The organism is Candidatus Phytoplasma ziziphi, assembly GCF_003640545.1.
Classification (GTDB): Bacteria; Bacillota_I; Bacilli_A; order Acholeplasmatales; family Acholeplasmataceae; genus Phytoplasma; species Phytoplasma ziziphi.
Genome location: NZ_CP025121.1, coordinates 557,677 through 583,639, shown reverse-complemented (window position 1 = coordinate 583,639; position 25,963 = coordinate 557,677). Strand labels below are relative to the sequence as shown.

Sequence of the window (25,963 nt, the reverse complement as noted above, 5' to 3'; positions counted from 1 at the left end):
TGACAAATTAAAGAAAAAAAATAATTAATTAATAAATTATTTTTTTTCTTTAATCTTAATAGCTTTATTTGATAATTTTCTAATATAATATAATTTAGATCTACGTACTATACTACGACGTACAATCTCTATTTTTTCATAACAAGGAGAATGTACTGGAAAAATACGTTCTACTCCTACTCCTGCATAAACTTTTCTAACAGTAAAAGTTTCAGAAATATGACTTCCTTTACGACGAATAACTATACCTTCAAAAACTTGGATTCTTTTTTTATTTCCTTCTTCAATTTTATCAAAAACTTTTATAGTATCTCCTGGTTTAAAATCAGGGATGTTTCTTAAATTTTTTGAATTAATTGAATGAATTAATTGTTGCCCTTTAAAATTCATTTTCTCTTCCTTTATTTTCTTCTTTTTGAATTTCTATTAACAATTTTTTTGATTCTAAATCTAAATTTATTTTTTCTAATAAATCGGGTCTTTTAAAAAAAGTATTTCTTAAACTTTCTTTTTGGCGCCATTTATCAATTTTAGAATGATTCCCAGATAAAAGAATTTCAGGAACTTTATGTTCTTTATAATTTCTAGGTTTAGTATACTGAGGATATTTTAATAAACCAGTTTGATGCGAATCTCGAAGATAAGATTCTTGTTTGATTACGCCTGGCAAAAGCCTAATCAAAACATTCATTAAAATAATAGCTCCAAATTCTCCTCCAGTCAAAATATAATCTCCTATTGAAACCTCTTCATCAACATAATTTAAAATTCTTTCATCTATGCCTTCGTAATTTCCGCATAAAATTATTAAATGTGAATAATCTTTTGAATATTTAATAGCTTTATATTGATTCAATAAATTACCTTGGGGAGATAATAAAATTACCTTTGTTCTGTTCGTCCTTTTTATTTTTTGTAAACATTCATAAAAAGGTGGAAAAGATAACAACATTCCATCGTCTCCGCCATATGGAGTATCATCAACTTGATGATGTTTATTTTGGCTGTATTTTCTTAAATCATAAATATTAATTTGAACTTTATTTTTTTCTTGGGCTCTTTTCATAATTGAATTATTAAAAAGATTATCAAAAAAATTAGGAAAAATAGTAATAATATCGAATTGCATTATTTTATTTTAAATTAATATTTTTTTGTCTTTTAGCTCTTTTTAATAAATTAGTAACGGTTTTAGTTTTTTGAGAACCAACTGATAGCCATTTTTGAACTTTATCTAAATCTACATCAATTAAATTACGAAACGGTTCGTAAGTTCCTAAAATTTCTAAAAATTTACCATCTCTTTTGTTACGAGAATCCATAGAAACTATACGATAAAAAGGTCTTTTATGATTCCCTAAACGTTGTAAACGTATTTTTGTTGCCATTTTAAAACAACTCGCTTTCTTAAATTAATAATTTTAATTTTATTTACCTAGTCATTATTACGACCAAATAATAACATTAAAAGTTCAAATATTCTTAAAAAAATAGCAATAAAAAGCATTGAAAAACCTAAAGATAATTGCCATTCATATTTAATAGGCATACTGTTCATAATAACATTATCAACATAACGAAAATGTTCAATTAATATCAACGTTGAAAATATAATCATAAATAAATTAATAGGAATAGATATCATAGCATAATAAAATGCATCTTTACAACAAAACAATGCAACAAGTTCTATTATAAACAATACAAAAAATATAGAGCTCATTTTTTTGATTAATTGAGAATTGTCAATCTCTAATAAAGATCCTTTATAATACAAATATGATGTAACTACAAAAACCGAAGCAGTAGCAAATAAAGCCATTAAACAAATAGGCATAACATTAGTGTCTTTGCATAAATTTAACATAATGCCTACTGAAATTCCTGTAAATGCTGAATAAACAAAAGAACATACCTTGGATAATTCAACAGATTTAGTTCCAATTATAGAAGCGAAAAAAGTTATCAATGAAAAAATAAAAAATAATGGTAAAATAATAGATTTTATTCCTTCCCTGAAAGAATCTGTAAAAAACCAACTTACACCCGAAAAAAGAGAAACAACAAGTAATAATATAATTGTTTTCGCGGCTATTCCTGCACGTGTTACTCTATTTTGATAAATAATATTTGTTTTAGAAGTAAAGAAAAAATTATCTTTAATTCTTTCGAAAGTACCACTTATTTTAATTTTATCTCTTAACATTTTTTTAAATCCTCTTTATTATCCGATTTTTAAATCCTCTTTATTATCCGATTTAAAAACAAGAATAATTCATTTTTCAATTAATTTAAAAATAAAAAAATACACAAATATTATTTTATATATTAATTATAATATTTTTTTTATAATATTTGCTTAAAAAAATATTTTTTTAATTATAAATTATAATTTTAAATGAAATTTATAATTAAAAATCATTAATATGAAAATATTATTAAATTTTATTAAATAAATTAATTTTCTTTAAACATAAAAATAAATATTTTATTCTTCTGATATAATTTTTAAACTATCTTGTTTAATTTCTAATATTATCTTCTTATCATCACTTTCTTTTTGTAAAAGTTCTAATTTATTTTTTAACTCTTGTTCGTTTAAAAAAGGAATATTAGCGTAATTTAAAGATAAAGAAGTCGCTTCGCTCATATTTTCGACTTTAACAAAAACTGGAGCTATAGAATGAAATTTAGATAAAGCAATAGCATATTTTTTATCATCAACAACAATTGCTGATATAGGATATTGTAAAGAAATTTGAATCGCAGCAAAAGCTAAAAAATCTTCGAGTTTTTCAGAATTATACAATTGAGATATAAAATCGTAATTAACATTTTTTTCAGCTTCTTTTTGTATTTTAGCCATTGTCATAACTGCTTTTTCTGGATAAAGACCTGAAGCTGATTCGCCTGATAACATTGTAGCAGTTGCGCCTTCTAAAACAGCATTATAAACATCACTTGTTTCTGCTTTAGTAGGACGAGGATTTTTTTGCATAGATTCTAACATTTGAGTAGCCACAATAACAGGTTTTCCTGCATTTAAACAACTTTTAATTATATTTGTTTGATGAGAAGGAACTAATTCGCTATCAATTTCGATTCCTAAATCTCCACGAGCAATCATAATACCATCAGAAAACTCAATAATATCATCTAAATTATCTAAACCTTCTTGATTTTCTATTTTAGAAATAATTTTTACATTATGTTCTTCTTTAGAATCTAAAAGTTTCTTAACATCAAAAAGATCTTCTTTTCTTCTTACAAACGAAAGAGCTAAAAAATCATATTTATGTTTGCAGGCAAATAAAATATCATTTTTATCTTTTTCGGAAATATAAGGCATTTGCAATCTAATATTAGGAACATTAACACCTCTACGTGATTTCACTACATGAGTATTATTAGCTTTAACAACTAATTCACGCGTTTGCGAATTTTTTTTAATCACTTCTAAAGTTAAATAACCATCATCAATAAAAATAAAATTACCTTCTTTAATATCATCATATAAATCATAAGTTAAAGAAAATTTATCTTTAGTTCCTAAAACTTCATTAAAACAAATTCTTATTTCAGAATCTTTTTCTATTTGAACTGCTCCATCAAAATTATGAGTTCTAATTTCAGGTCCTTTAGTGTCAAGCATAGTTCCTAAATAACTATTATTTTCTTGATTAATTTCTTTAATAATTTGTAAAATTCTTTCGCTACCTTCATAATTAGCATGAGAAAAATTAAAACGAGCCACGCAAAGACCATTTTTAACTAAATTACTTAAAATTTCTTTTTTATCACAAGCAGGACCTAATGTAGATACTAATTTTACTTTATTAATCATTTTTTGAATAAACTTTCTTTTATTTTTTTAAAAACATTAAATATTTTTTTTATTTTTAAAGACTACTATGAAACCAACTAAACAACCAATTTTTTACGCCTGAAATGACAGATTCATCTTTTTTTTCATTTGTGTTTTCGTCTGTTTTTTCATTTATATTTTCATCTATTTTTTCATTTGTGTTTTCGTCTGTTTTTTCATTTATATTTTCATCTATTTTTTCATTTGCATTTTCATCTATTTTTTTTTGCATTTTTATCTGTTTTTTCATTTGTGTTTTTATCTGTTTTAGCCCCAAAAAGATTACAATTTTTAAACGGATTTGGTAAACTTGGCAAACCAAAATTTTTTATTTTGTTTGTTATTTCTTCTTTTAATTTAGTTGATAATTCTTCTTTTATTTCTCCAATTTTATCTTGCAAAATTGTATTTATATTTCCGCTAGTTTTTTGGATCTCTTTTTTTAATTGAGTTGATGATTCTTCTTTTATTTCCCCAATGTTATCTTGGAAATTTTTACTTAAATTTTTACTAATTTTTGTTATTTCTTCTTTTAATTGAGTTGATAATTCTTTTTTTATTTCCCCAATTTTATCTTGTAAAATTGTATTTATATTTCCGCTAATTTTTTCTATTTCTTTTTGTAATTTAGTTGATGATTCTTCTTTCATTTCCCAAATTTTATCTTGGAAATTTTTACTTAAATTTTGGCTAATTTTTGTTATTTCTTCTTTTAATTGAGTTGATAATTCTTTTTTTATTTCTTCTTCATCTTTTTGAAGTTTGGTATCCCATTTTTCAATTGTACTATTCAATTTTTTTGAAAAACTAAATAATTCTTCTTTTATTTCTTCTTCATCTTTTTGAAATTTGGTATCCCATTTGTCAATTGTACTATTCAATTTTTGAGATAAAGAATTAATTGAATCATTCATATTTTTCGAAACACTAGTTACTTCATCTTTTATTTCATCTGTAAAAGCATTTAATCTACTACATATAAATAAAACCACAAAAGCTAAAATTACAGTAATTAATAATAATATAATTTTTTTTGAAAAAATTTTTTTATTATTTTGTTCTAACATCAATTTTTATACTCCTTAAAAATTAATTTCTTAAATTAAAATTAAGATATAATTTTTCTTTTCGAAAACTTTTTAATTTTAAAAAAATAAAATATCATTCAAAATTATAACTTTTTATCGTTAGAAAAACAAAAAATAAAAACAAAAATATTTTTTGATTTAATATAAACATAATAAATAGTCTATTTTTAATTTAATAATTATATCCAAAATGATTTAAAAAATTATCATTGACAAAAAAATCACCAATAAAATTATTAAATTTATTTAAATTAATAAATTTAATAATTTTATTGGTGGAGATGAGGGGATTCGAACCCCTGTACAAAACTAATTCGTTTTTTAATGTCTACATACTTATTTTGTTTTTTCAAAACAAACAAACTAATTAATAAAAAAAATTAATATAATTCTGATTAGAATCATAAAAAATAATATCAAATTATAAAACTACTAATAGTAGTCTATATAATAAAATAATAAATTAAATTTCTTGACATAATATCAAGATTTAAAAAAATTGAGTTTATATAAAAATAAAAATTTTAGCTTTCGGATTTATAATAAAACTTTATCTATATTGATTATTCAATAAAATAATGAATTAAAAATAAATTTTTTTTAAGCAAAAGCTAATTGTCCTACGCCTTCAAATGAAGGAATAAAATTCATATTTACAGAAGGAACTTCTTTTTGTTTAGTATTGCCATTTATTTTAACCTCGAACATTTTTACTTGCGTTACCAAGATATGCATAAAAAACTCTTTAGTTTTGGCAAATTCCATAAACATCCCCGATTAATCATTTAATTTAATTAAATTATTCTTTAATATCCCTGCCTTTCGCAATTATAATTATACAATATTAATAATAAAAAAAATATAAAAAATAATAATTTTTATTTTGCATAACTTTTGAATTATTTATATATTATTTGATTTTGACAAAATTTATAATTTTAATTGAATGAAAAAGTGATATTTATCGAAAATATATCAATATATAAATGATTTTTTTAATTTGTCAATTTCTATATTCTGTTGATAGCTTCTGTCAATAATTCTTTAATTCGTGCATCTGTATCTTTATCATTTAAATTTTTGTCAATCATTAAAACTTCTATAAATAAATCTGCTATAATATTTATAAAAAAATCCGAATTTTCAAAAACATAAATAGTAAAAAAATTTTTTTGGGATTCTTGACTATTTGCATTCTGTAAAATAAATTTTTCCAAAAATTCTTTCCTTAATTTTAATTTATTTGTTTCTTCTTTATTTGAATCTGTTAGTTTTTTATTTATTTCCGATTCTATTTCATTTATCCTATCTTTGACTTGTGTTATGCTTGCTTGACGTGTAATATTAAAAAATTTATTTTCTTTTAAAAAATCTTTATAAACGTCTTCAGAAGTTAAATGTTTTAAAAAAAACCAAGAAGCTAACATCTCGTCTTTATTTTTAGAATAAAATAAATTAACATTTGAACCTTGTAAAATATTTTTATTTGATTCAGAATTAACAGTAGGCACATTTGTATAACCCAATTTAGGAATAAAAGCATTGTCTATGCATAAATTGTCTAACCTTCTTGTTGATGTAATATAAAAAGCAATATTGTTGTTAATAAGAAGTTCAGGAACTTTATCTTCTTCGCCAGTCAATTTTCCTAAAGTTAAATGTTTATTATCATATCTGGTTTTAAATTCTTGCAGTAATTCTTGAACTTCAGAGTTATGTAAAAAATCTTGAGTTTGTTCTTTTGTTAATGGGTAATTTATTCCTTTTTGTTGAGTAGAAATTATAAATAAATTAGATTCGCTATCAACAACTATTGGTATAAAATCTTTTTTATTTGAATCTTTTAATATTTTAGATATTTCATCCATTTGAACCCATGACAATGAATCTTTTGCTATTTCCCCTTTGTCATTTATTAATTCAGGAATTTTATCATGGATAGATTTTAATAAATCTTTATTATAAAACATAATTTCTGTTGTTTTTAAAAAAGGTAAATAATAATAATGTTTTATTTTGTCTTCTATTTGAATCGGTGCGAAATAATATGGTAAAAAATCATTTTGTTTATTGTTTTTAAAATCTTCATCTTTATCTATAAAAGCATCTAAAGGAAGTACTTTATTAGATTTATGATAAAATCCCACATGATCAGGATAAGAAACAACTAAATTAGGTTGTTTATCAACAGTTAAAGCGTTAGAAACATGTTTAAATATTTGTCCCCAATTTCCTTTATTATCTTCTAAAACTTCGATACCAGGATAATCTTTTTCAAAATCTTGAATAATCTTGTTTAATACTTTTCTTTCTTCCGCATATAAATTATGCCAAAAAGTAATTTTAACCTTTTTTTTAGAATTTTTGAAATATTCTTTAGCGTCTTTGAATTCGTCTATTGTTAATTGAAAAGGTTCTTCTTTTAAATTGGTTTTTTTACGAATAGCAATTATATTAAAAATAAAAGCAATATTAAATAACAATAAAAAATAACCGAAAAGAAATAAAAAATTTTTAATTTTATCCCTTGATACCACTTTTATTTTCTCCTGAGACGATATATTTTCTAAAAAAAATAAAAATCAAATTTTAGTTCTTTAGTTTTATTTTAAGGGGTTATTTTGATTATTACGTTTATTCCTGATCAGTACCTTTTAACCACATCAATGTCCAACAAATACTTAATTTAAGTAAAAAATAAAATTTAATTTTAAAAGTTAAACTTTTAAAATAAAAATTGTTTAAATTAGTTATGACAGTGTGATTTTTTTTATTTAACTTGACAAAAAAATTTTTTTATGATAATTTAAAAATAAGAAGAATATTAAAAAAAAAACTAAAAAATACAAAAAATCATTTCTAAAAACTAATTATTTAAGATAATTAAATTATGATCTTGTTTGATTCTTTTGTTTTTCTGAAAAGTTATTTTTAAAGATAAATAACTTATATTAAAATAATATAAAAATATATAAAAAATTTCAAAAATTAAGAAAGTAATAAGAAAATGGGAAACAGAAAAGAACTTTTAAATAAAAGAAAAAAAATATCAAACGAACAAGAAGAATTATTAAGAAAAAAAATAAAAGAATTCAAAATTAAATTAGAAAAAGAAATTGAATATAAAGAACCATTAATGGAAGAAATAAAAGAATTAGAATATAAAAATGATAATCATAATTTAAATCATGAATATTATGAAAACAACGACGACGATGAATATGAAGACGACGACGATGATGAATATGAAGATGACGATGAATATGAAGATGACGATGAAGAAGATGATGACGATGATGATGAATATGAAGATGACGATGAAGAAGATGATGACGATGATGATGAATATGAAGATGACGATGAAGAAGATGACGATGAAGAAGATGACGATGACGACAATGATGACGATGATGAATATGAAGATGACGACGATGATAACGAAGATGATGACGATGAAGATAAAGATTATTAATTAATTATAATTTTTATAAAAAAAATTAAATTTTTAGAAACAAATAAAATAAAAAAAGATTATCAAATGATAATCTTTTTTTATTTTAAACCATTTATAAAAATTTAATTTTTTTATTTTTTAATAAAACAAAAATCTCTATAACAATATATAATTTGGTATAATTAAATTTTTTTTAAAAATATTTTTTAAATACGAATACGACAAACATTTTTATCAAAAAAATACTAAAAAAATTTATTAAAAACTAATTACTAGTAGTTTAAACTATTTTTTTCAATTTGCTAACATAAAATCAAAAAAATCAAAATTAAATTTTAATTTTTGAATTTTATTTTGAGTGTTAATTCTAATTATTTTTGTCTTATGGATGTATTATTTTAATATTGGAGGAATGGCATTTCAATTTACTAATTTTTTTTTAATTTTTTTATATTTGCCTATTAAAATTAAAATTCCTGGAAAAATCCCAAAACAAAGAGAAAAAATACCTGATGATATTTCTGTTTCTTGTGTTACCTCGCTACCACATACACTTGCAAGAGGTATTAAAAATCCAAAAAACACAAGACCCAAAATACCTGCTAACATTTTTGTGTCTTTTCTTACCTTACCATTAAATACATTTAAAAATAAAATAACAAAAGGTATTCCAAGTCCGAAAATAATACACAAAACACAACTAGGTATTATACATAAAACACATCCAATTTTAGTTGCTAATCCGACTCTATATTTCATATTATTTTTTCCTATCTAATATTTATAACTGAATTTTCTTTATTCATTAAAATATCTTTTTATATTTATTAAAAGAATATTATATAACTTTTAAAATAAAAATTGTCTTTCTTCACAAAAAAATATTTAAATTTATAATTTGTTCCTAAATAAATAAATTGCCAAAGTATCATATAATAATTATATTATCTATATATTTTCAATTTAAAAAGTTTACTCTTGATTAAATAAACCTACATTTTATATATTAACATAAATTAAAAAATAATAAAATTAATATATGCAAATCAATCAGTAAATGTATAAAAAAAATTGAAAAAATTAACAACTATTAATTAATTGCAAATTTTCTATTTATTTAAAAAAATTATTTCTTATTTTTTTGTTTTAATAATTCAAAAGCCAAATCTGTCGCTATCCTGCCCCGAGCAGTTCTTTTAATATATCCTTCTTTGATCAAATAAGGTTCATAAACTTCTTCAATAGTAAAAATTTCTTCTCCAATTGTTGCTGCAATATTTTTAATACCTACTGGACCACCATTAAATTTAGAAATTAAATTTTGTAAATAATTAAAATCTGTAGCATCTAAACCATTTTCATCTATTTGTAACTTTTCTAAAGTATGTAAAGTTATATCATAAGTAATATTTTTTTTTGAATAAATTTCAGCAAAATCTCTAACTCTTCGAAATAAACGATTAGCTATCCTTGGAGTTCCTCTACTTCTTTTAGCTAGTTCTTCTAAGGCTTTTTCTTCTATCTCGTTGCCATAAACAGAAGCTGTTCTTTTAATAATTAACTCCAACTCATCTTTTTGATAATAATCCAACTTTAAAATCAAACCAAAACGATCTCTTAAAGGAAAAGCGATATTTCCAAATTTAGTAGTCGCTCCAATTAAAGAAAAAGGAGGCAAATCGATCCTAATTGTTCTTTTTTCATCATTTTTACCAATGACAACATCTAAAACATAATCCTCCATCGCTGAATATAAAATTTCTTCAACGTTTTTAGGCAGACTATGAATTTCATCAATAAATAAAATATCTCCTGTTTGCAAATTACTCAAAAGAATGGCTATATCGCCAATTTTTTCAATATTAGAACCACTGGTAACTTGAAAATTAACTCCTAATTCATTGGCGATAATTTTAGCTAAAGTAGTTTTGCCTAAACCAGGAGGCCCATAAAACAAAAGATGATCTATTGATTCTTTTCTTTTTTGAGCCGCTTTCAAATAAACGAATAAAATTTTTTTAATTTGAGTTTGACCTATATATTCGTGTAATCTTTGAGGTCTCAAAAATTTTTTATTTTCTTCGGTTTGTTCTTTTTTATCGTCCCATGTTTTTAAATCTTTCATAATTTAATATCCTTAAAAATTATTTCATCATTAATGATAAAGCTTCTTTAACAATAATTTCTATTTCTTTATTAAAATCTAATTTATTGATAACTTTATCAATTTCTTTATTTTTGAATCCTAAATTAATCAATACTTCTTTAACATCTCTTTGTTTCGGATTTAATAAAATTTTATTAATTTGAAAAAAGTCATTATTTTGTAAATGAAAAATAATTTGTTGTGCTGTTTTTTGACCGATTCCTGGAAATTTCAATAAATAAGAAACATTATTTTCGGATATGGCTTTTTGAATTTCTTGAAAAAAATCTTGATTAGTAAGTAAAATAGCGCTTTTCGGCCCAATACCTGGAATAGCGATTAATTTTTTAAAAAAAAATAAAATTTGAGTATTTAAAAAACCATATAAAAAATGAATATTTTCTTTAATATAAAAATAAGTAAACAATTTTACTTCTTGATTTATAGAAAAAACATATGGATTAGAAAAACCAATGTGATAACCAATACCATTATTATCTAAGACAACACTATCATTTTGAATAGATGTTACTTTACCTTTAATATAAAAATACATATTAAAAATATATAATCCTTTTTATTAATTTATTTCCGAAAATATCATTTTCTTAAAATTTAGTTATGTTATAATATTATAATATATAATAATATATTTAATATACATTAATAACGAAATAAATTTAAATTCTTTAAAATAAATGAAAGTTGATTTTAATTTAATATGACTTTATCAAAACAATTTATATCACCTTTAAAAGTGCCCAATAATGATAAAGATATCCCAGAATATAACTTGTCGCTAGAAATAAAAGAATTAGAAATCTTTTTGGAAAAAAATAATTTTTTCGAAGACTTTAAAAAACAATTATTATTTTATCAAAAACTTAAGCAAGAACAATTTAAGGATAACAGTAATTTAAAGCAAAATTTTTTATTTAAAATAAACAAATTAAATATCAAACACAAAGATAATATATCCAAAATTATAAATCAAACAAAAGCATATCCAAAAAAAGATAAAATAAATTACGAAGATTATGACTTTATAATTCGAAAAATAAAAAATAAAATAGAACAAAAAAAAATAGAAAAAGAAAAAATTTATCAAAAATTCAAAGTAAAACAAGAAAAAACAAAAAAAAATAATGAACAATGTTTCGAAAATACCCTTAAAATCGAAAAAGAAAAAATTTTACAAAAAGAAAAATTAAACAAAATTTTTGTAGAAAAGAACCAAATATTATCAGAAAAAATCAAAAATATTACTTATGATATTATAAAAGATTTTGAACAAAAACATATCCATTCTAATAATCAAATTAACCAAATAAAACAAAAACATAAAAAGCAAATATTAAATATCGAAATAAAATATAATTCCTATTTGAACCAAATACAAAAAGAACAAAAAGAAGAAGAAGAAAATTTTGCGAAAACAATTCAAAAAAATAATATTTTTTTTCAAAAAAAATTAAATCAACATAATAAAATTTTAAACGAAATACAGCAAAATTTTTTTCAAAAAGAAAATAACTTAAAAGAAAAAACCAAAAAACTAATTCAAACAAATAAATTAAAAATGTTTTTTATTCCGGAATTTACAAACAATACAAAAAATAAAAATTTTATTATATTATTGAAAACAAATAAGCGAAATAAAATAGAGAATCTTAAAAATCTATATCTTTGGCAATTAAAATATATATTTTTAAAATCATTAAGCCAAAAAAACATCAAAATTATTAATATCGAACATAATTTGAGAGAAAAAAATAATAATTTAAAAATACAACAAAATAAATTTTCTTGTCAAAAAGAAAAAGAAATGATCGATAATCATTTTCTAAAAGAAATTAAATTTTTAGAATTAAATTTTAAAATTGCTGAAATAATAAAAAAATATAAAAATATAAATAAAGAATTAATAGAAAACAAAGAACAAAACGAAATAAAATATTCTTATGAACATAACAAATATAAAGTAGATATCGAATTAAACCGCTTAGAACATCATAAAAAAACAATAACCGCTCAACAAGAAAAAGAAAAAAAAGAAACTTTAATTCAAATTCAATCAAAAATCGAACTTATAAAATTCGATTTCCGATATTTAGAAAATATAATTCAAAATATTAACCAAATAATAAATTTAAATAAAAAAATAATAGATTTAGAACAAATACATTACAAAAATAATATTTGCAAAAAAATAAATTTCGAACAACAAACAGAATTTTTCCATAAAAGAACTAATATGGAAACATTAGAAATAGAATACGATATCGAAAAATATTTTTTGTATAAAAAAAATATTTTAGAGAATTTGATTTTATTCATCGATTATATGGATTCTAAAAATCAAATACAAAACAATTTATTTCATAACCTTAAAAATCAATTAAAAAAATATTTAAAACAAAAAAAATATCAAACAAAAGAATTAATAAGAATACAAAATTTATGTAAATTATTTTTCCATAATTTACAAAATAAACAATTTGATTTTCTTAATATATTAAGAGAAAAAATCGATCATTTAGAACAATTAAATATTCAAAAACAAATTGATTTGTATAATAATATTTGTAAATATACCAAAAAAAATATTTTTTATATTCATGATTTAATTAATAAAAATAAAAAAGATTACCTTTCAATAGAAAATGAAATTAAAATTTATGAAAAAAATTATATCTTATTAAAAAGAACCACTATTTTATTAAAAGAAAAAAAACAACAAAAACAATTACAAAAAGAAAAATATATTCAAAAAATCAAAAAAATTCAAGAAAAACACGTAAACAAACATATTTTATATCAAAATAAAATCTCTTTTTATTTAAATAAAATAACTAATTTAAAAACAAATCCATCTTTAATCAAAAAAATTTATTTGAAATTTTGTATAAAAAAAATCATTTCTTATTATTTAAAAGAGTTGAAAAATATCCAATTTCTAAATAAATTTCTAAATAAAGAATACATTTATTTATCAAAAATTAAAAATAATTTTAATAAAGATATAAAATTAGAAAAAGAAGAATTACTTAACCAAGCATATCAAAAAATGATATGGCTATCTGAAAATTTTTTAAAAATAACTCAAGAAATACATAAAATAAATATCCAAAAAACAAAAAAAATACAAATAAAAGAAAAATATCATCTTGATAATCATTTTCTAAATGAAAAAAAAATATTCGAAAATAAATTACATCCAAGAAGAAAAGAAGATATTCTTATTAAAGAAAATTTTAAAGATATTTTAATTGAAATTCAAAACCATTTTCACAAAAGATTAAATCAAATAGAAATAGAAAAAGTAAATAAAGAAAACGACTTAATCCAAAAATTGAATATCCAAAAACAATTATTCTTAAAAAAACAAAAAATAGAAAAAGAAAAAAATGATTTAATAACAAAAATGCAAGAAAAAGAAGAAAAAAATATTCTTATTATAAAAACAAAAATACAAAAAAAATATAAGTCAAATGATTTGTTTTTATCAAAACAAAGAAACAAAAAGAAAAAAAATTTTAAAAAAAAAAATTCTTATTTTTCTTTAATAAAAAAAATTAATATATTGAAAATAAAAATATTTGTTTATTTAAAAAATATAAAAAACAAATTAGAATTAAAAAAAACTTATTCCCAAAATAAAAAAAAACTAAATCATAAAATAAAAATACAATTATTTTTATACAACGAATTTATTCTCTTTTTATAAATTAACAATAATTTTTTCAAATATTATATAATATTAAGTATATATAAAAAAATAAAATTTTTATATTTTTATTATTTTTTTGAAATATTATTTCAAATATATTTCTTTTTAATTATTTACATTATTTAATTTAAAAAAGGAACTTAAAATTGAACATAGGGCAACAAATTAGAAATTTAAGATTAGAAAAAAAAATAACTCAAAAAGATTTAGCTAAGAAAATAAACGTAACTAGCGGATATATTTCTCAAATAGAAAATAATTTAATTTCTCCTTCTTTAAAAATTTTATTTTCTTTATTAAAAATTTTTAAAAAATCAGCTTCAGAATTTTTTCAAGAAGAACAAAATATAGAATCAATTCATAAAAGAGAAGATTTCTTAATTGTCAAAGAACCTAATCTTAAAAATACTATTTATTATCTTTTCCCTTATCTAACAAGATATCGAATAGAACCAATAATTATAGAAATCGAACCCAAAGGACAAACTAAAATTAATACTCCGAAAAATGAAGATGTTTTTGGTTTTGTACTGGAAGGAGAAGTTGTTTTAGTTTTAGATAAATTAAGGTATTTTTTAAATAAAGGAGATACTTTTTACTTATCAACAGATAAGAAATATTATTTATTAAATCAAAATGAAGAAAAAACCAAAATATTAAAAATCATTTCGTCTTCGAAATAAATATAAAGGATATAATTAAAATGAGAAAAATCGTTATAGCTGGTAATTGGAAAATGAATAAATGCAAAGATTCAGCTTTGAATTTCATTTATCAAATCAATAATAAAATGCCTGATAGAAAAAAAATAGAAACTATTATTTTTCCGCAAATAACTTTATTAGATGTTTTAACTCAAATAGAAGGAAAAAATTTGAGAATAGGCGCTCAAAATGTTTTTTACAAAAATGAAGGCGCTTATACAGGAGAAATTTCTCCTAAAAATATACATTCTTTAGGTGTTAAATATGCTTTAATCGGACATTGCGAAAGAAGAACACTTTTTGGTGAAACAGACCAAACAGTTAATTTAAAACTTCTAGCTCTTTTAAACATAAATATTTATCCTATTGTTTGTATAGGAGAAGATATTACAACTAAAAACGAAAACAAAACTAAAATATTCTTAGAAAAACAATTAGAAAATATTTTCCAAAACGTTTCACAGGATTCTATAGAAAAAATTATATTAGCTTATGAACCTTTTTGGGCGATCGGAACAGGAAAAAGTCTTCAACCTGAAGATGCCAACGAAATTATAAAAAATATCCGTCAAAAAGTAGCTTCTTTATTTTCTGAAGAATTAGCTCAAAAAATAAGAATTATTTATGGCGGTTCTACTAATGAATCTAATATAGAAATTATTTTAAAACAAAAAGAAATTGATGGTGTTTTAATAGGAAATAGTTCTTTACAAGTATCAAGTTTCTTATCTTTCGCTGAAACGGGACTTAAAATATATAATGAAAAATATTCTGACAATTTAGAATAATTTTTATATAAAAAAAAAAAAAAAGAAAGTTTTTTAAAATAAAAATGGAAAAACAAAAATATTTAAATAATTTAAATGAAAAACAAAAAGAAGCTATCATTTCAGATAAAAAAGCTATTTATCTTCATGCTGGTGCAGGCACAGGAAAAACAACTACTTTAACTAATAAAATAGTTCATTTAATCAATAATTTAAATATAGATGGAAATAATATTTTAGCGATAACTTTTACTAATAACGCAGCTAAAGAAATGCGAAAACGTTTAAAAGAATTTATTCCTTATCATGATTTTTCTTATTTAACAATTTGTACTTTTCATGCTTTTGGGTATTCGTTTTTAAAACAGAATATTAATTATCTTAATTCGAATTTAACTTCTTCTTTTTTTATTATCGACGAAAAAGAAAATAAAAAAATTATCAAAGAAAAAATGGATATTTTAAAATTAGATAAAGATAAATATAAAGTCAAAGATTTAATAAAAAAAATATCTTATATAAAAAACAATAAAATAAAAAAACAAATTTTTGAAGAATTAGAAATACCAAAAAAAATAAATACAAAATTTCATTCTTCTGAAGAACAAAAAGTTTTTGATCTTTACGAAGAATATTTAAAAAACAATAATTTTCTAGATTTTGATGATTTAATCATTTATACTTATCAAATATTAAAAAATAATCCTTCTTTAACTTCTTTTTATCAAAAAAAATTCTCGCATATTTTAATTGATGAATTCCAAGATATTGATTTAATTCAATATCAAATGATTAAAATGATAAGTCAAAATAATTTTATTTTCGCTGTAGGAGATCCGAACCAAAATATATATAGTTTTAGAGGAGCAGATCCTTTATGTAATGATTTATTTATAAAAGATTTTCAGGCCGATGTTTTGTATTTAGATCAAAATTATCGTTCTACTCAAAATATTTTAGATAAAGCTAATTTATTAATTGAATATAATTATGATGAAAAACAAAATCATTTTAAAAACGATCTCAAAAGTAATATGAATCATGGAGAAATTATTTATAAAAATTTCCAAAATGATAAAAAAGAATCCGAATTTATTGCTAAAAAAATCAAAAAATTAATAAAAAGTTCCAAATATAATTATAAAGATATAGCTATTTTATACAGAATAAATCAATTATACAAAGAAATAGAAAACAATTTAATTATTCAACACATTCCTTATATAATTAAAAATTCTATTTCTTTCTATCAAAAAAAAGAAATTAAAGATTTTTTAGCTTATCTCAAAGTCCTTCTTTTTCCTAAAAATGATTTTGATTTTAAAAGAATTATTAATACTCCTCCACGTCAAATAGGAAAAACAACTATAAATAAATTAGAACAAATAGCTAATGAAAAACAAATTTCTTTATTCGAAGCTATGGATTATGTTCCCGAAACAGATACAATAAATTTAAAAATTAATAATTTAAAAAAAACATTTCAAAAACTTTTAAAAATTTTCCACGATGAATCAAAATGCAATTTATCAAATTGTATACATTTAATCAATGAAGAAATTAAATATTCTGAAATTTTAGATCAAAAAGAAAAAGATAAAAATAATTATAATAAAGAAAACGAAAACAAAATCAAAAATAATTTAGATAATTTACAAAAATTTTTCGATTCAGAAAATAAAAAACAAAAAGGTACTTTTGTAGAAAAATTAAATGAATTATTAAATACAATAACTTTGCATAGCGAAAAAGATGATAATGATAAAAGCCAAGTTCTTTTATCCTCGATACATAAAGTTAAAGGTTTAGAATTTAAAATTGTTTTTGTTATAGGTTGGGAAGATAATATTTTTATAGATGATACAGAAAAATATGGCAAAAAAAATGTCCAAGAAGATAGAAGAATTGCTTATGTGGCGATAACAAGAGCAAAAGAATTACTTTTTCTTACAAGCGCAAATTCTAGAAAATTCTTATTTCATAATAAAAAAAATAGATTTGCAAGACCTGTATCTTTTTTAGAAGAAATGAAATTTTCTAAACCAAAAGAAAATATAATAATATCGGAACCTAATAAATATGAACCTATTATCATAAAAAAAGTCGCAAATAAAGTATCTTACAAAGCAGGAGAGAAGGTTATGCACGATATATTTGGGAAAGGTTTTATTATCGCTGTTAACAAAGATATCTTGTCAATAATTTTTCCTAAACCTCATGGGATAAAAAAAATTCTTATTACTCATTCTACTTTAAAAAAAATTTAATATCTCTTTAAATTATTTAAAATTTATACATATTCAATTATGGAAAAAATATCTTAAATAATTTAATTATGTGTTTCAAATATATAAAAAAAATTTTTATAAAAAACAAAAAAATAAAAACAAAAGATAATTTTTAATATATTTTTTATCTTAATTTTTTTGTCAATTTTATTACAAAAAGATTTATAATTTAGATAAACAAAAAAAGATTTTTATAATTTTAAAAATCTTTTTTTGTTTTAAGTTATGTTATATAACGTCGTTTAATTAAAAAGATTTATTACAAAATGATTATGAAAAAAACAAATAAATCTTTATCTTTTTTAAAACAAGAGATAAAATAAAAGGAGTGATATCAATTGATAATTAAATCAAAAAAACAATTTAAAATATTGAATATTATTTTATTTATTTGTTTGTATTTATTATTCTTAATTACTACTAATCATAAAATTATGGCGATGAAAAATAATGATAATATATTAAATGAACTTATTGAATTAAATAAAAAATTAAATGAATCATTAGAAGAACAATCGCAAATTATAGCTAAAGTTGTAAATCCTGAATTTCATGACGAAATAATGACAGAAGCTTTTGATAACAAAGTTCGTTTAAATAGTAATTCTATTGATGAGCTAAGGACGCGTATTCATGTTTTAAGCGAAAGACGTATAATTGACGAAAGAATGAATAATTTTATTAATATACGTAATAATTTAATTATTCAAATAATAACTTCTGAAGGCGATAATTTTGCCGAAAACATCAAAGAACTTATAAAAATAAATAGACAAGTAAGTTGTGTAAACCAAAAAGAAGCTAGATTAAAACATTTTATTGAAACATATAAAATAAATCATTGATTTTATCTTCATATAAATTTTCAGACCTTTCAAAAGGTCTTTTATTATATTTAACCTAAATAAATATGTTAATATAAAAAAATATAACTCATGAGAAGATAAGTAATATATCCTTTTTTAAAAAAAATTTAATTTATCTAAAAAATTAATTATTATTTTATTCAATTATTATATTGAACTTTTCTTTTTATTCTATCTTTAGTAATTATAACTTTTATCGTAAAAATAAATCGGACATTAAATAAATAACTATGAAACAACCTGAATATTAATAAAAAAAGATTAACAAAAGTTAATCTTTTTTTATTTAATTTTTTTATCAGAAAAAACATCATTATAAAGCGGATTCATCGATAATCCCTTTTAATAATTTAGCAGAACTCAACAATTGCTCTTTTTCTTTATTATTTAATGAAATTTCTAAAATTTTTTCTACACCTGATTTTCCGATAACACTAGGAACACCTAGATAAATATCTTTAATACCATATTCACCTTGTAAATAAGATGAAGTATTTAAAACTTTTTTCTCATCTTTAATAATAGCTTCTACGATATGTAAAACGGAAATTGCGATACCATAGTTAGTATAACCTTTTTGACTAATAATTTCGTAAGCTGATTTTTGAACTTTATTAGCAATCATTTCTTTAAAATCATTTATGTTATGTTTTTCGAGAGTTTTTTTAGGCAATAATTTTTCAAAATTTTCTTCAAAAGCAACTCCATGAACATTTAAACATGACCATGTCGCTATTTGACTATCGCCATGTTCTCCAATAATATTACCGTCAATATCACGAGCATCAATATTCATTTCTTGTGATAATAAAAATCTTAAACGAACTGTATCTAAAGTTGTTCCAGATCCTAATACTCGATGAGATGGAAAACCTGATAATTTATAAGCAATATATGTCAAAATATCACAAGGATTTGAAACAACTAATAAAAAAGATTCAGGACTATATAAAGTAATAGGAGTAATGATTTTTTGAAAAAGCGTCAAATTACTTTTAATTAAATCTAATCGATTATTCAAATTTTTTGATGGAATAGAAGCAGTAATAATTACAATATCAGAATCCTTAGTATCTTTGTAATCGCTAGTAGCTGTAATTTGAATAGGATGTAAAGAATTAACACCTTGACTGATATCTGTAGCTTCGCCTTGTGCTTTAGTCGGATTAACATCTAAAATAACAATTTCGGAAACAATTTTATTAAGAGATAAAATTAATCCAATCGCTGATCCGACATTTCCTCCACCAATAATAGTTATTTTGTTTTGTTTCATATAATAAAGCACCTCTTTTATTTTTAATTAATTACTTACTATTATATTATGTTTATAAATTAAAAACAAGTTTTTATAACCAATTTTTATATTTATTAATTATTTCAAAGAAATTATTATATAAATACAAATAGATAAAATGCGTTTATTAATGCTATCTAGTCCTGTTTTATTTACAAATTCGCCTCCGTCCGAACTGTATACAAACAACTTGCATCGTATACAGCTTTCAAGTAAAAAAAGTGGTATTCCTTTAAAATCGGTTTTATTTTAATATAAAAGATATTTTTATAAAATATTTTAAAAAGAATTTTTTTATTATTTTCTTTTTTTATTTTTTTTATACCCTTATTATACTTTTTTTTTTTTTTTGTATTATAATTAAAATTAATAGTAATTTTTCTTTTTCAATAATACTATTAAAATACCCAAATAAAGAAAATAAAGAAAGGCAAAACAAATAAATGAATAGAAAACGAATACACAGAAAGAATTTATTTTTTATTTTGAGTATTGTATTGTTTTTATATTTTACTTTAAATAATATTAGAGGAAATGGCGATAATATAACCATACCACAAGAAATAATTGAACAGCAAGAATTTTTTTATTACCTAAATATACAATATAATATAAACAAAACTCAAGAAAATAATAGATTAATCAGAACATATTTTATAGATCAAATGAAAACAAAAAAACAAAGAGAATTTATATATGAAAAAAATAATGATGAAATAAAATGTAGTTCTAGATTTTATAATACGGATCAAGATCAAGAAAATACAATTAAATGGGATGCGTTCAACACTTACGATCAAACATATAATGATAAAGGAAAAATATTAACATCAAGAGCTTATACTTCTGAAAATACAATTAAATGGGATAGTTTCAACACTTATGATATAACATATGATGATGAAGGAAATATATTAACATCAAGAGATTATACTTCTGAAAATACAATTAAATGGGATGCGTTCAACACTTATAATCGAACATATAATGATAAAGGAAATATATTAACATCAAGAGCTTATACTTCTGAAGGTACAATTAAATGGGATCATTTCAACACTTATAATCGAACATATAATGATAAAGGAAATATATTAACATCAAGAGCTTATACTTCTGAAGGTACAATTAAATGGGATAGTTTCGACACTTATGATAAAACATATGACAATGAAGGAAATATATTAACATCAAGAGCTTATACTTCTGAAGGTACAATTAAATGGGATCATTTCAACACTTATAATCGAACATATGACAATCAAGGAAGGATATTAACATCAAGAGCTTATACTTCTGAAGGTACAATTAAATGGGATAGTTTCATCACTTATGATATAACATATGATGATGAAAGCAAAATATTAACATCAAGAGCTTATACTTCTGAAGGTACAATTAAATGGGATAGTTTCAACACTTATGATCGAACATATAATGATAAAGGAAATATATTAACATCAAGAGCTTATACTTCTGAAGGTACAATTAAATGGGATAGTTTCAACACTTATGATCGAACATATGACAATCAAGGAAGGATATTAACATCAAGAGCTTATACTTCTGAAGGTACAATTAAATGGGATAGTTTCATCACTTATGATCGAACATATGACAATCAAGGAAATATATTAACATCAAGAGCTTATACTTCTGAAGGTACAATTAAATGGGATAGTTTCGACACTTATGATAAAACATATGACAATGAAGGAAGGATATTAACAAAAACAGTTTATTTTTCTGAAAATTGGAAAATAATTTGGAATAAAAATAGTGATATTATAAAAATAATGATTACATCCCAAATATCAGATGAAATTGAACCTAATTATACAAATTCAAAAGATAGAATTAATCAAATATATGAATCAACAAAAAAATTATTTGTAACATATTTTACTGATTTAACTAAAAAAACAAAAGAAAGAGAATTAATATATGAATTTGATAACGGTCAAATTAAATGTATTTCAAGACAATATCATTCGGATGGTCATAACATCGATTACAAACATCGTTTTACTTTTGATATTGTATACGATCACAAAATAAGAAAAATATCATCCAGATTTTATAATAAAGAAGGTATTATTGATGTAGATCATACAGGTACTTTCGATGCAATTTACGATGAACAAGGAAAACAAACCAAAAATAGAATTCAAAAAGAACTTAAAAATGTTTTCAATGAAAACATCAAAATAGCTATTAAATCAGAAGATGTATCTAATGTAAATAAAATAAAAAAAGCTATTCAAAAAGCTTTAAATAATCCTAGTTTTGATTTAAACGGATTAACAGTTAAATTAGAAGGCACAGATAAAATTAAAATAATTGCTTCAAAGAATAATATTCTATTGAAAGGAGAAGCAACTGTTCAACGTATAGAACCTCTTCCTTTTTTAAATAATGTTAAAGGTTACGATGAGGTTAAAAGTGAACTCAAACATATTGCTGATTTTGTTGATAATTACGAAAAATATCAAAAAATAGGAGCTTCTGTGCCAAAAGGTTTTATTTTACATGGTCCTCCTGGAACAGGAAAAACTTATTTTGTTAAACAATTAACCCAAGAATTAGGTATTCCTTTTTTTTATGGATCAGGTCCAGAATATATATCTGCTGCGTTAGGTTCAAGTGCTGCAAACATAAGACAACTTTTTGCAAAAGCTCGGAATTGTAAAACAGCATGTATTATTTTTATTGATGAAATTGATTCTTTAGCTGGAAAAAGAGGTTCTTTAAAGGAAGATACAGGAGGGGGAAAAGCTGAAACCCAATCTGCTGTAAACCAATTTTTAACAGAATTAGATGGTTTTACAGAATCTCCGAATCCTATTATAGTCGTTGGAGCTACCAATAGATTAGAATCATTAGATGAAGCGATAACCCGTTCTGGAAGATTAGAAAAAAAAATTTTAATTGATTTACCAAATAAAAAAGATAGTGAATTAATTTTAGAAATGTATCTCAAAAATGTTAAATTAACCCCTAGTTTAAAAACAAATGATCAAATTAACACTGATTTTTTAACAAATTTTGCTCAAAAATGTTATGAAAGTAAATTAAGTGGAAGCGATTATAAACGTTTAGTTAATGACGCAGCTTTAGAAGCGGTTAAAAAAGACAAAGAGAATGTAGAAATAAAAGATTTAGAAACAGTTTTAGAAAAAATACAACAAGAAAGAGCTATGAAAATTCCTAAACCTAAAGATCTTTCGAATAAATCTTTTTCCTTTGCTCAGAATTTCTTATTATATAGCGGTATCATTTTGTTAACCATGGGGTTAATAGGTTTAATTTATTGTCGTTATCTTCGATATCTTCGTAAACAAAAAAATAAAATATTATTAGGTGATAGTAAATGAAAAAAATATTAAAATCATTAATTAAACCTAAAATTATTTTTATTTTAGGTTTATTGTTCATATTATTAACAGCTTTATTTTATGAATTGAATGAACAATGGTCCGAAGGAAAAAATAAACTTAGACATCAGGAATTATTTGATAAAATTAATAATGATACAAATTTAGAATCTATCCAAATTATTCATTTACAAGGAAGTATTTTACGATCTGATCCTTATATCAAAATTATTATAACTGATAAAGAAAAAAATACTTGGTACTCTCAAATGGATGGAGTTGTTTATCATAATTTTATTATGACTTTTGATAAAAAAAATAATAATGCTAAATTATTTGAGTATCCTTCTAATTATGAATTATTTAAATTAAAACCTATTACTTCTGTTTTGAACCCATTACTTCATATTATCTCTCATATTTCTTCTGTTATTTTTATGTGTCATATTATTATAAATATGAAACGAGACAAAAAACAACCTTATTCTTTAACTTCTTCGAAAAAAATTGTTACTTTCGAAGATGTAGCGGGTAATGAAGAAGAAAAAGAAGAGATGAAGGAATTAATTGATTTCTTAAAAAGACCTCAAAAATATGTTGCTGTAGGAGCTAAAATACCTAAAGGTATTTTATTAGAAGGCCCTCCTGGAACAGGTAAAACTTTATTAGCGAAAGCTTTAGCTGGAGAAGCAGGAGTTCCTTTTTATGCGGTTTCAGGTTCTGAATTTGTTGAAAAATATGTCGGTGTCGGTGCTTCTCGTGTCAGAGAATTATTTAAAGAAGCTAAAGATCATTCTCCTTGCATTCTTTTTATTGATGAAATAGATGTTTTAGGTAGTAAAAGAGGTGGTTTTTCAGGAGGATCTCAAGAAACAGATCAAACTCTTAACCAACTTTTAACTGAAATGGATGGTTTTACTAAATCAAAAGGAATTATTGTTGTTGGAGCTACTAATAGAGCGGATATGTTAGATTCAGCTTTATTAAGAACAGGAAGATTCGATCGTAAAGTTTTAGTTGGTTTGCCTGATGTTAAAGCTAGAGAAGCTATTTTAAAAGTTCATGTTCGTAATAAAAATATTTCTCCTGATATTAATTTTAATCAATTAGCGAAACAAACTCCAGGTATGAGTGGCGCTCAATTAGAAGCAGTTTTAAATGAAGCTTCTATTTTAACAGTAAGAAATCAAAAAGAAATGATTACTATGGAAGATTTAGAAGAAGCGATTGATCGCGTTTTAATGGGTCCAGCCAAAAAATCAATTAAATATACAGAAGAAGAAAGAAAAATGGTGGCTTACCATGAAGCTGGACACGCCGTTATTGGTTTAAAATTAGAACACGCTCAAAAAGTTCAAAAGATTACTATTATCCCAAGAGGTTCAGCTGGTGGTTATAATTTAATGTTACCTGAAAAAGAAACTTTCTTTTCTTCTAAAAAAAGAATGTTAGCGAATATTATTTCTTATTTAGGCGGTAGAGTAGCTGAAGAATTAGTTTTTGACGATGTTTCTAATGGAGCTTGTGAGGATTTTAAACAAGCTACTAAAATAGCTAGTTTAATGGTGACTAAATATGGAATGAGTGATTTAGGTGTTTCTCAAGATTCTGATTTTTCTGATAAAAAAGCGATTGATACAGAAATTAAAAAAATAATAGATCAATGTTATCAAGAATGTCAAAAAATTATGAAAAAAAATAAAGATTTACTTGATAAAATAGCTTTAAAATTATTAGAACAAGAAACCATTACTAAAGAAGAGATAGATTTATTAGTTTAATGTATAATAAAAAAAGACTTTTTTAAAGTCTTTTTTTATTATATGGATAATATTTTTAAATTTTTAATTAAATTTATGTAGTAATTTTTTTGAAAATTTTATTATTCATTCAAATATAATTTAAATTTTTTAGTTTTTTGATCAAATGTAAAAAAATAAAAAGTTCTTTTAAAAGATATAAATTTAAATTCAATTAATTTTTTTAACAATCTACAGTTTTTAAACGTAATTTTATATATACAATTTGTTTTTAAAACAAAAAAATAATTTAATGTTTAATTTAAATAAAAAAACCTTAACTTTTGAATTTAGTATTTTTTTATAAAACAAACGTTTAATAAAAAAAACGTTTAATAAATACAAAAAATATATTTGATCAAGATTAAAATTATTTTCAGTTTCTTTATATAATCTAATTTTAAAAACTGAAAATATATTTAAAATTTTAATCGGTCTTCGAAAATAAAGTCTTTTATGTTCGCGTTTGTTAATTTGTTTTTAATTTTAGGCCTTTTTTGTTTCCGAGTTTTGATATAAAAAAAATCAAACTCAATTTTTAGTTTTTGAGTTTGATTTTAGGGGGTAATTTTGATTATTTCGTTT

21 protein-coding genes are annotated in these 25,963 nt (G+C 21.8%); 8 read left to right on the top strand and 13 right to left on the bottom strand.

Going from position 1 to position 25,963, the window contains the following annotated elements; genetic code table 11:
- Nucleotides 1-36: 36 nt before the first annotated feature.
- The 9 genes from rplS to CWO85_RS02795 form a co-directional block, all read right to left on the bottom strand.
- The gene (gene rplS / locus CWO85_RS02830) at nucleotides 37-390 is read right to left on the bottom strand and encodes a 50S ribosomal protein L19 (protein WP_121464132.1); all 354 of its coding nucleotides are present in this window, start codon (nucleotides 388-390) and stop codon (nucleotides 37-39) included.
- Nucleotides 380-1,129: a tRNA (guanosine(37)-N1)-methyltransferase TrmD gene (gene trmD, locus CWO85_RS02825; protein WP_121464131.1), complete on the bottom strand. Its 750-nt coding sequence runs from the start codon at nucleotides 1,127-1,129 to the stop codon at nucleotides 380-382. Before trmD ends, rplS begins: the two co-directional genes overlap by 11 nt.
- A gap of 4 nt (nucleotides 1,130-1,133) precedes the next feature.
- A complete protein-coding gene (rpsP, locus tag CWO85_RS02820) occupies nucleotides 1,134-1,388 on the bottom strand; it encodes a 30S ribosomal protein S16 (protein ID WP_121464130.1) in 255 nt (84 codons plus the stop codon).
- A gap of 47 nt (nucleotides 1,389-1,435) precedes the next feature.
- Complete coding sequence (locus CWO85_RS02815) at nucleotides 1,436-2,206, bottom strand: Bax inhibitor-1/YccA family membrane protein (protein WP_121464129.1); 771 nt, start codon at nucleotides 2,204-2,206, stop codon at nucleotides 1,436-1,438.
- A gap of 282 nt (nucleotides 2,207-2,488) precedes the next feature.
- Nucleotides 2,489-3,844 carry a pyruvate kinase gene (gene pyk, locus CWO85_RS02810; protein ID WP_236628357.1) on the bottom strand — a complete coding sequence of 452 codons (1,356 nt, stop codon included), beginning with the start codon at nucleotides 3,842-3,844 and terminating at the stop codon, nucleotides 2,489-2,491.
- A gap of 55 nt (nucleotides 3,845-3,899) precedes the next feature.
- Nucleotides 3,900-4,097, bottom strand: a complete 198-nt coding sequence (locus CWO85_RS02805; protein ID WP_152031107.1) for a hypothetical protein — start codon at nucleotides 4,095-4,097, stop codon at nucleotides 3,900-3,902.
- Entirely contained in the window at nucleotides 4,078-4,932 is an 855-nt protein-coding gene (locus tag CWO85_RS02800; protein ID WP_121464127.1) for a hypothetical protein, read from the bottom strand. Before CWO85_RS02800 ends, CWO85_RS02805 begins: the two co-directional genes overlap by 20 nt.
- A gap of 621 nt (nucleotides 4,933-5,553) precedes the next feature.
- The gene (locus CWO85_RS03655) at nucleotides 5,554-5,718 is read right to left on the bottom strand and encodes a hypothetical protein (protein ID WP_161554990.1); all 165 of its coding nucleotides are present in this window, start codon (nucleotides 5,716-5,718) and stop codon (nucleotides 5,554-5,556) included.
- Between the two features lie 245 nt (nucleotides 5,719-5,963).
- On the bottom strand, nucleotides 5,964-7,490 hold the full coding sequence (locus CWO85_RS02795; RefSeq protein ID WP_161554989.1) for an ABC transporter substrate-binding protein: 1,527 nt from the start codon (nucleotides 7,488-7,490) through the stop codon (nucleotides 5,964-5,966).
- Nucleotides 7,491-7,960: 470 nt separating this feature from the next.
- Between CWO85_RS02795 and CWO85_RS03735 the strand changes: the two genes are divergently transcribed.
- Nucleotides 7,961-8,425 carry a hypothetical protein gene (locus CWO85_RS03735; protein WP_201736610.1) on the top strand — a complete coding sequence of 155 codons (465 nt, stop codon included), beginning with the start codon at nucleotides 7,961-7,963 and terminating at the stop codon, nucleotides 8,423-8,425.
- A 402-nt stretch (nucleotides 8,426-8,827) separates the two neighbouring features.
- Here CWO85_RS03735 and CWO85_RS02785 read toward each other — a convergent pair whose 3' ends face one another.
- The 3 genes from CWO85_RS02785 to ruvA all read right to left on the bottom strand — a co-directional run bounded on the left by CWO85_RS02785 (nucleotide 8,828) and on the right by ruvA (nucleotide 11,109).
- On the bottom strand, nucleotides 8,828-9,166 hold the full coding sequence (locus tag CWO85_RS02785) for a hypothetical protein (RefSeq protein ID WP_121464125.1): 339 nt from the start codon (nucleotides 9,164-9,166) through the stop codon (nucleotides 8,828-8,830).
- Between the two features lie 367 nt (nucleotides 9,167-9,533).
- A complete protein-coding gene (ruvB, locus tag CWO85_RS02780; RefSeq protein ID WP_121464124.1) occupies nucleotides 9,534-10,532 on the bottom strand; it encodes a Holliday junction branch migration DNA helicase RuvB in 999 nt (332 codons plus the stop codon).
- A gap of 19 nt (nucleotides 10,533-10,551) precedes the next feature.
- Complete coding sequence (gene ruvA / locus CWO85_RS02775; RefSeq protein WP_121464123.1) at nucleotides 10,552-11,109, bottom strand: Holliday junction branch migration protein RuvA; 558 nt, start codon at nucleotides 11,107-11,109, stop codon at nucleotides 10,552-10,554.
- A gap of 165 nt (nucleotides 11,110-11,274) precedes the next feature.
- On the opposite strand from ruvA, the gene CWO85_RS02770 reads away from it, so the two are divergent.
- From CWO85_RS02770 to CWO85_RS02750, 5 genes are all read left to right on the top strand, one after another.
- Nucleotides 11,275-14,280, top strand: a complete 3,006-nt coding sequence (locus CWO85_RS02770) for a hypothetical protein (RefSeq protein ID WP_121464122.1) — start codon at nucleotides 11,275-11,277, stop codon at nucleotides 14,278-14,280.
- A gap of 149 nt (nucleotides 14,281-14,429) precedes the next feature.
- Complete coding sequence (locus CWO85_RS02765; RefSeq protein ID WP_121464121.1) at nucleotides 14,430-14,966, top strand: helix-turn-helix domain-containing protein; 537 nt, start codon at nucleotides 14,430-14,432, stop codon at nucleotides 14,964-14,966.
- Nucleotides 14,967-14,977: 11 nt separating this feature from the next.
- The gene (gene tpiA, locus CWO85_RS02760) at nucleotides 14,978-15,775 is read left to right on the top strand and encodes a triose-phosphate isomerase (protein WP_201736619.1); all 798 of its coding nucleotides are present in this window, start codon (nucleotides 14,978-14,980) and stop codon (nucleotides 15,773-15,775) included.
- Nucleotides 15,776-15,819: 44 nt separating this feature from the next.
- Nucleotides 15,820-18,021 carry an ATP-dependent helicase gene (locus CWO85_RS02755; protein ID WP_121464119.1) on the top strand — a complete coding sequence of 734 codons (2,202 nt, stop codon included), beginning with the start codon at nucleotides 15,820-15,822 and terminating at the stop codon, nucleotides 18,019-18,021.
- A 359-nt stretch (nucleotides 18,022-18,380) separates the two neighbouring features.
- Nucleotides 18,381-18,887, top strand: coding sequence for an SVM family protein (locus CWO85_RS02750; RefSeq protein WP_121464118.1), 507 nt, complete (start codon nucleotides 18,381-18,383; stop codon nucleotides 18,885-18,887).
- Nucleotides 18,888-19,221: 334 nt separating this feature from the next.
- On the opposite strand, the gene CWO85_RS02745 is transcribed toward CWO85_RS02750, so the two are convergent.
- A complete protein-coding gene (locus tag CWO85_RS02745) occupies nucleotides 19,222-20,184 on the bottom strand; it encodes an L-lactate dehydrogenase (protein WP_121464117.1) in 963 nt (320 codons plus the stop codon).
- A 464-nt stretch (nucleotides 20,185-20,648) separates the two neighbouring features.
- Between CWO85_RS02745 and CWO85_RS02740 the strand changes: the two genes are divergently transcribed.
- Both CWO85_RS02740 and ftsH read left to right on the top strand, forming a co-directional pair.
- Nucleotides 20,649-23,579, top strand: a complete 2,931-nt coding sequence (locus CWO85_RS02740) for an AAA family ATPase (RefSeq protein ID WP_121464116.1) — start codon at nucleotides 20,649-20,651, stop codon at nucleotides 23,577-23,579.
- A complete protein-coding gene (gene ftsH / locus CWO85_RS02735) occupies nucleotides 23,576-25,360 on the top strand; it encodes an ATP-dependent zinc metalloprotease FtsH (RefSeq protein WP_201736609.1) in 1,785 nt (594 codons plus the stop codon). The genes CWO85_RS02740 and ftsH overlap by 4 nt, the downstream gene beginning before the upstream one ends.
- The last annotated feature ends 603 nt before the right edge of the window (nucleotides 25,361-25,963 follow it).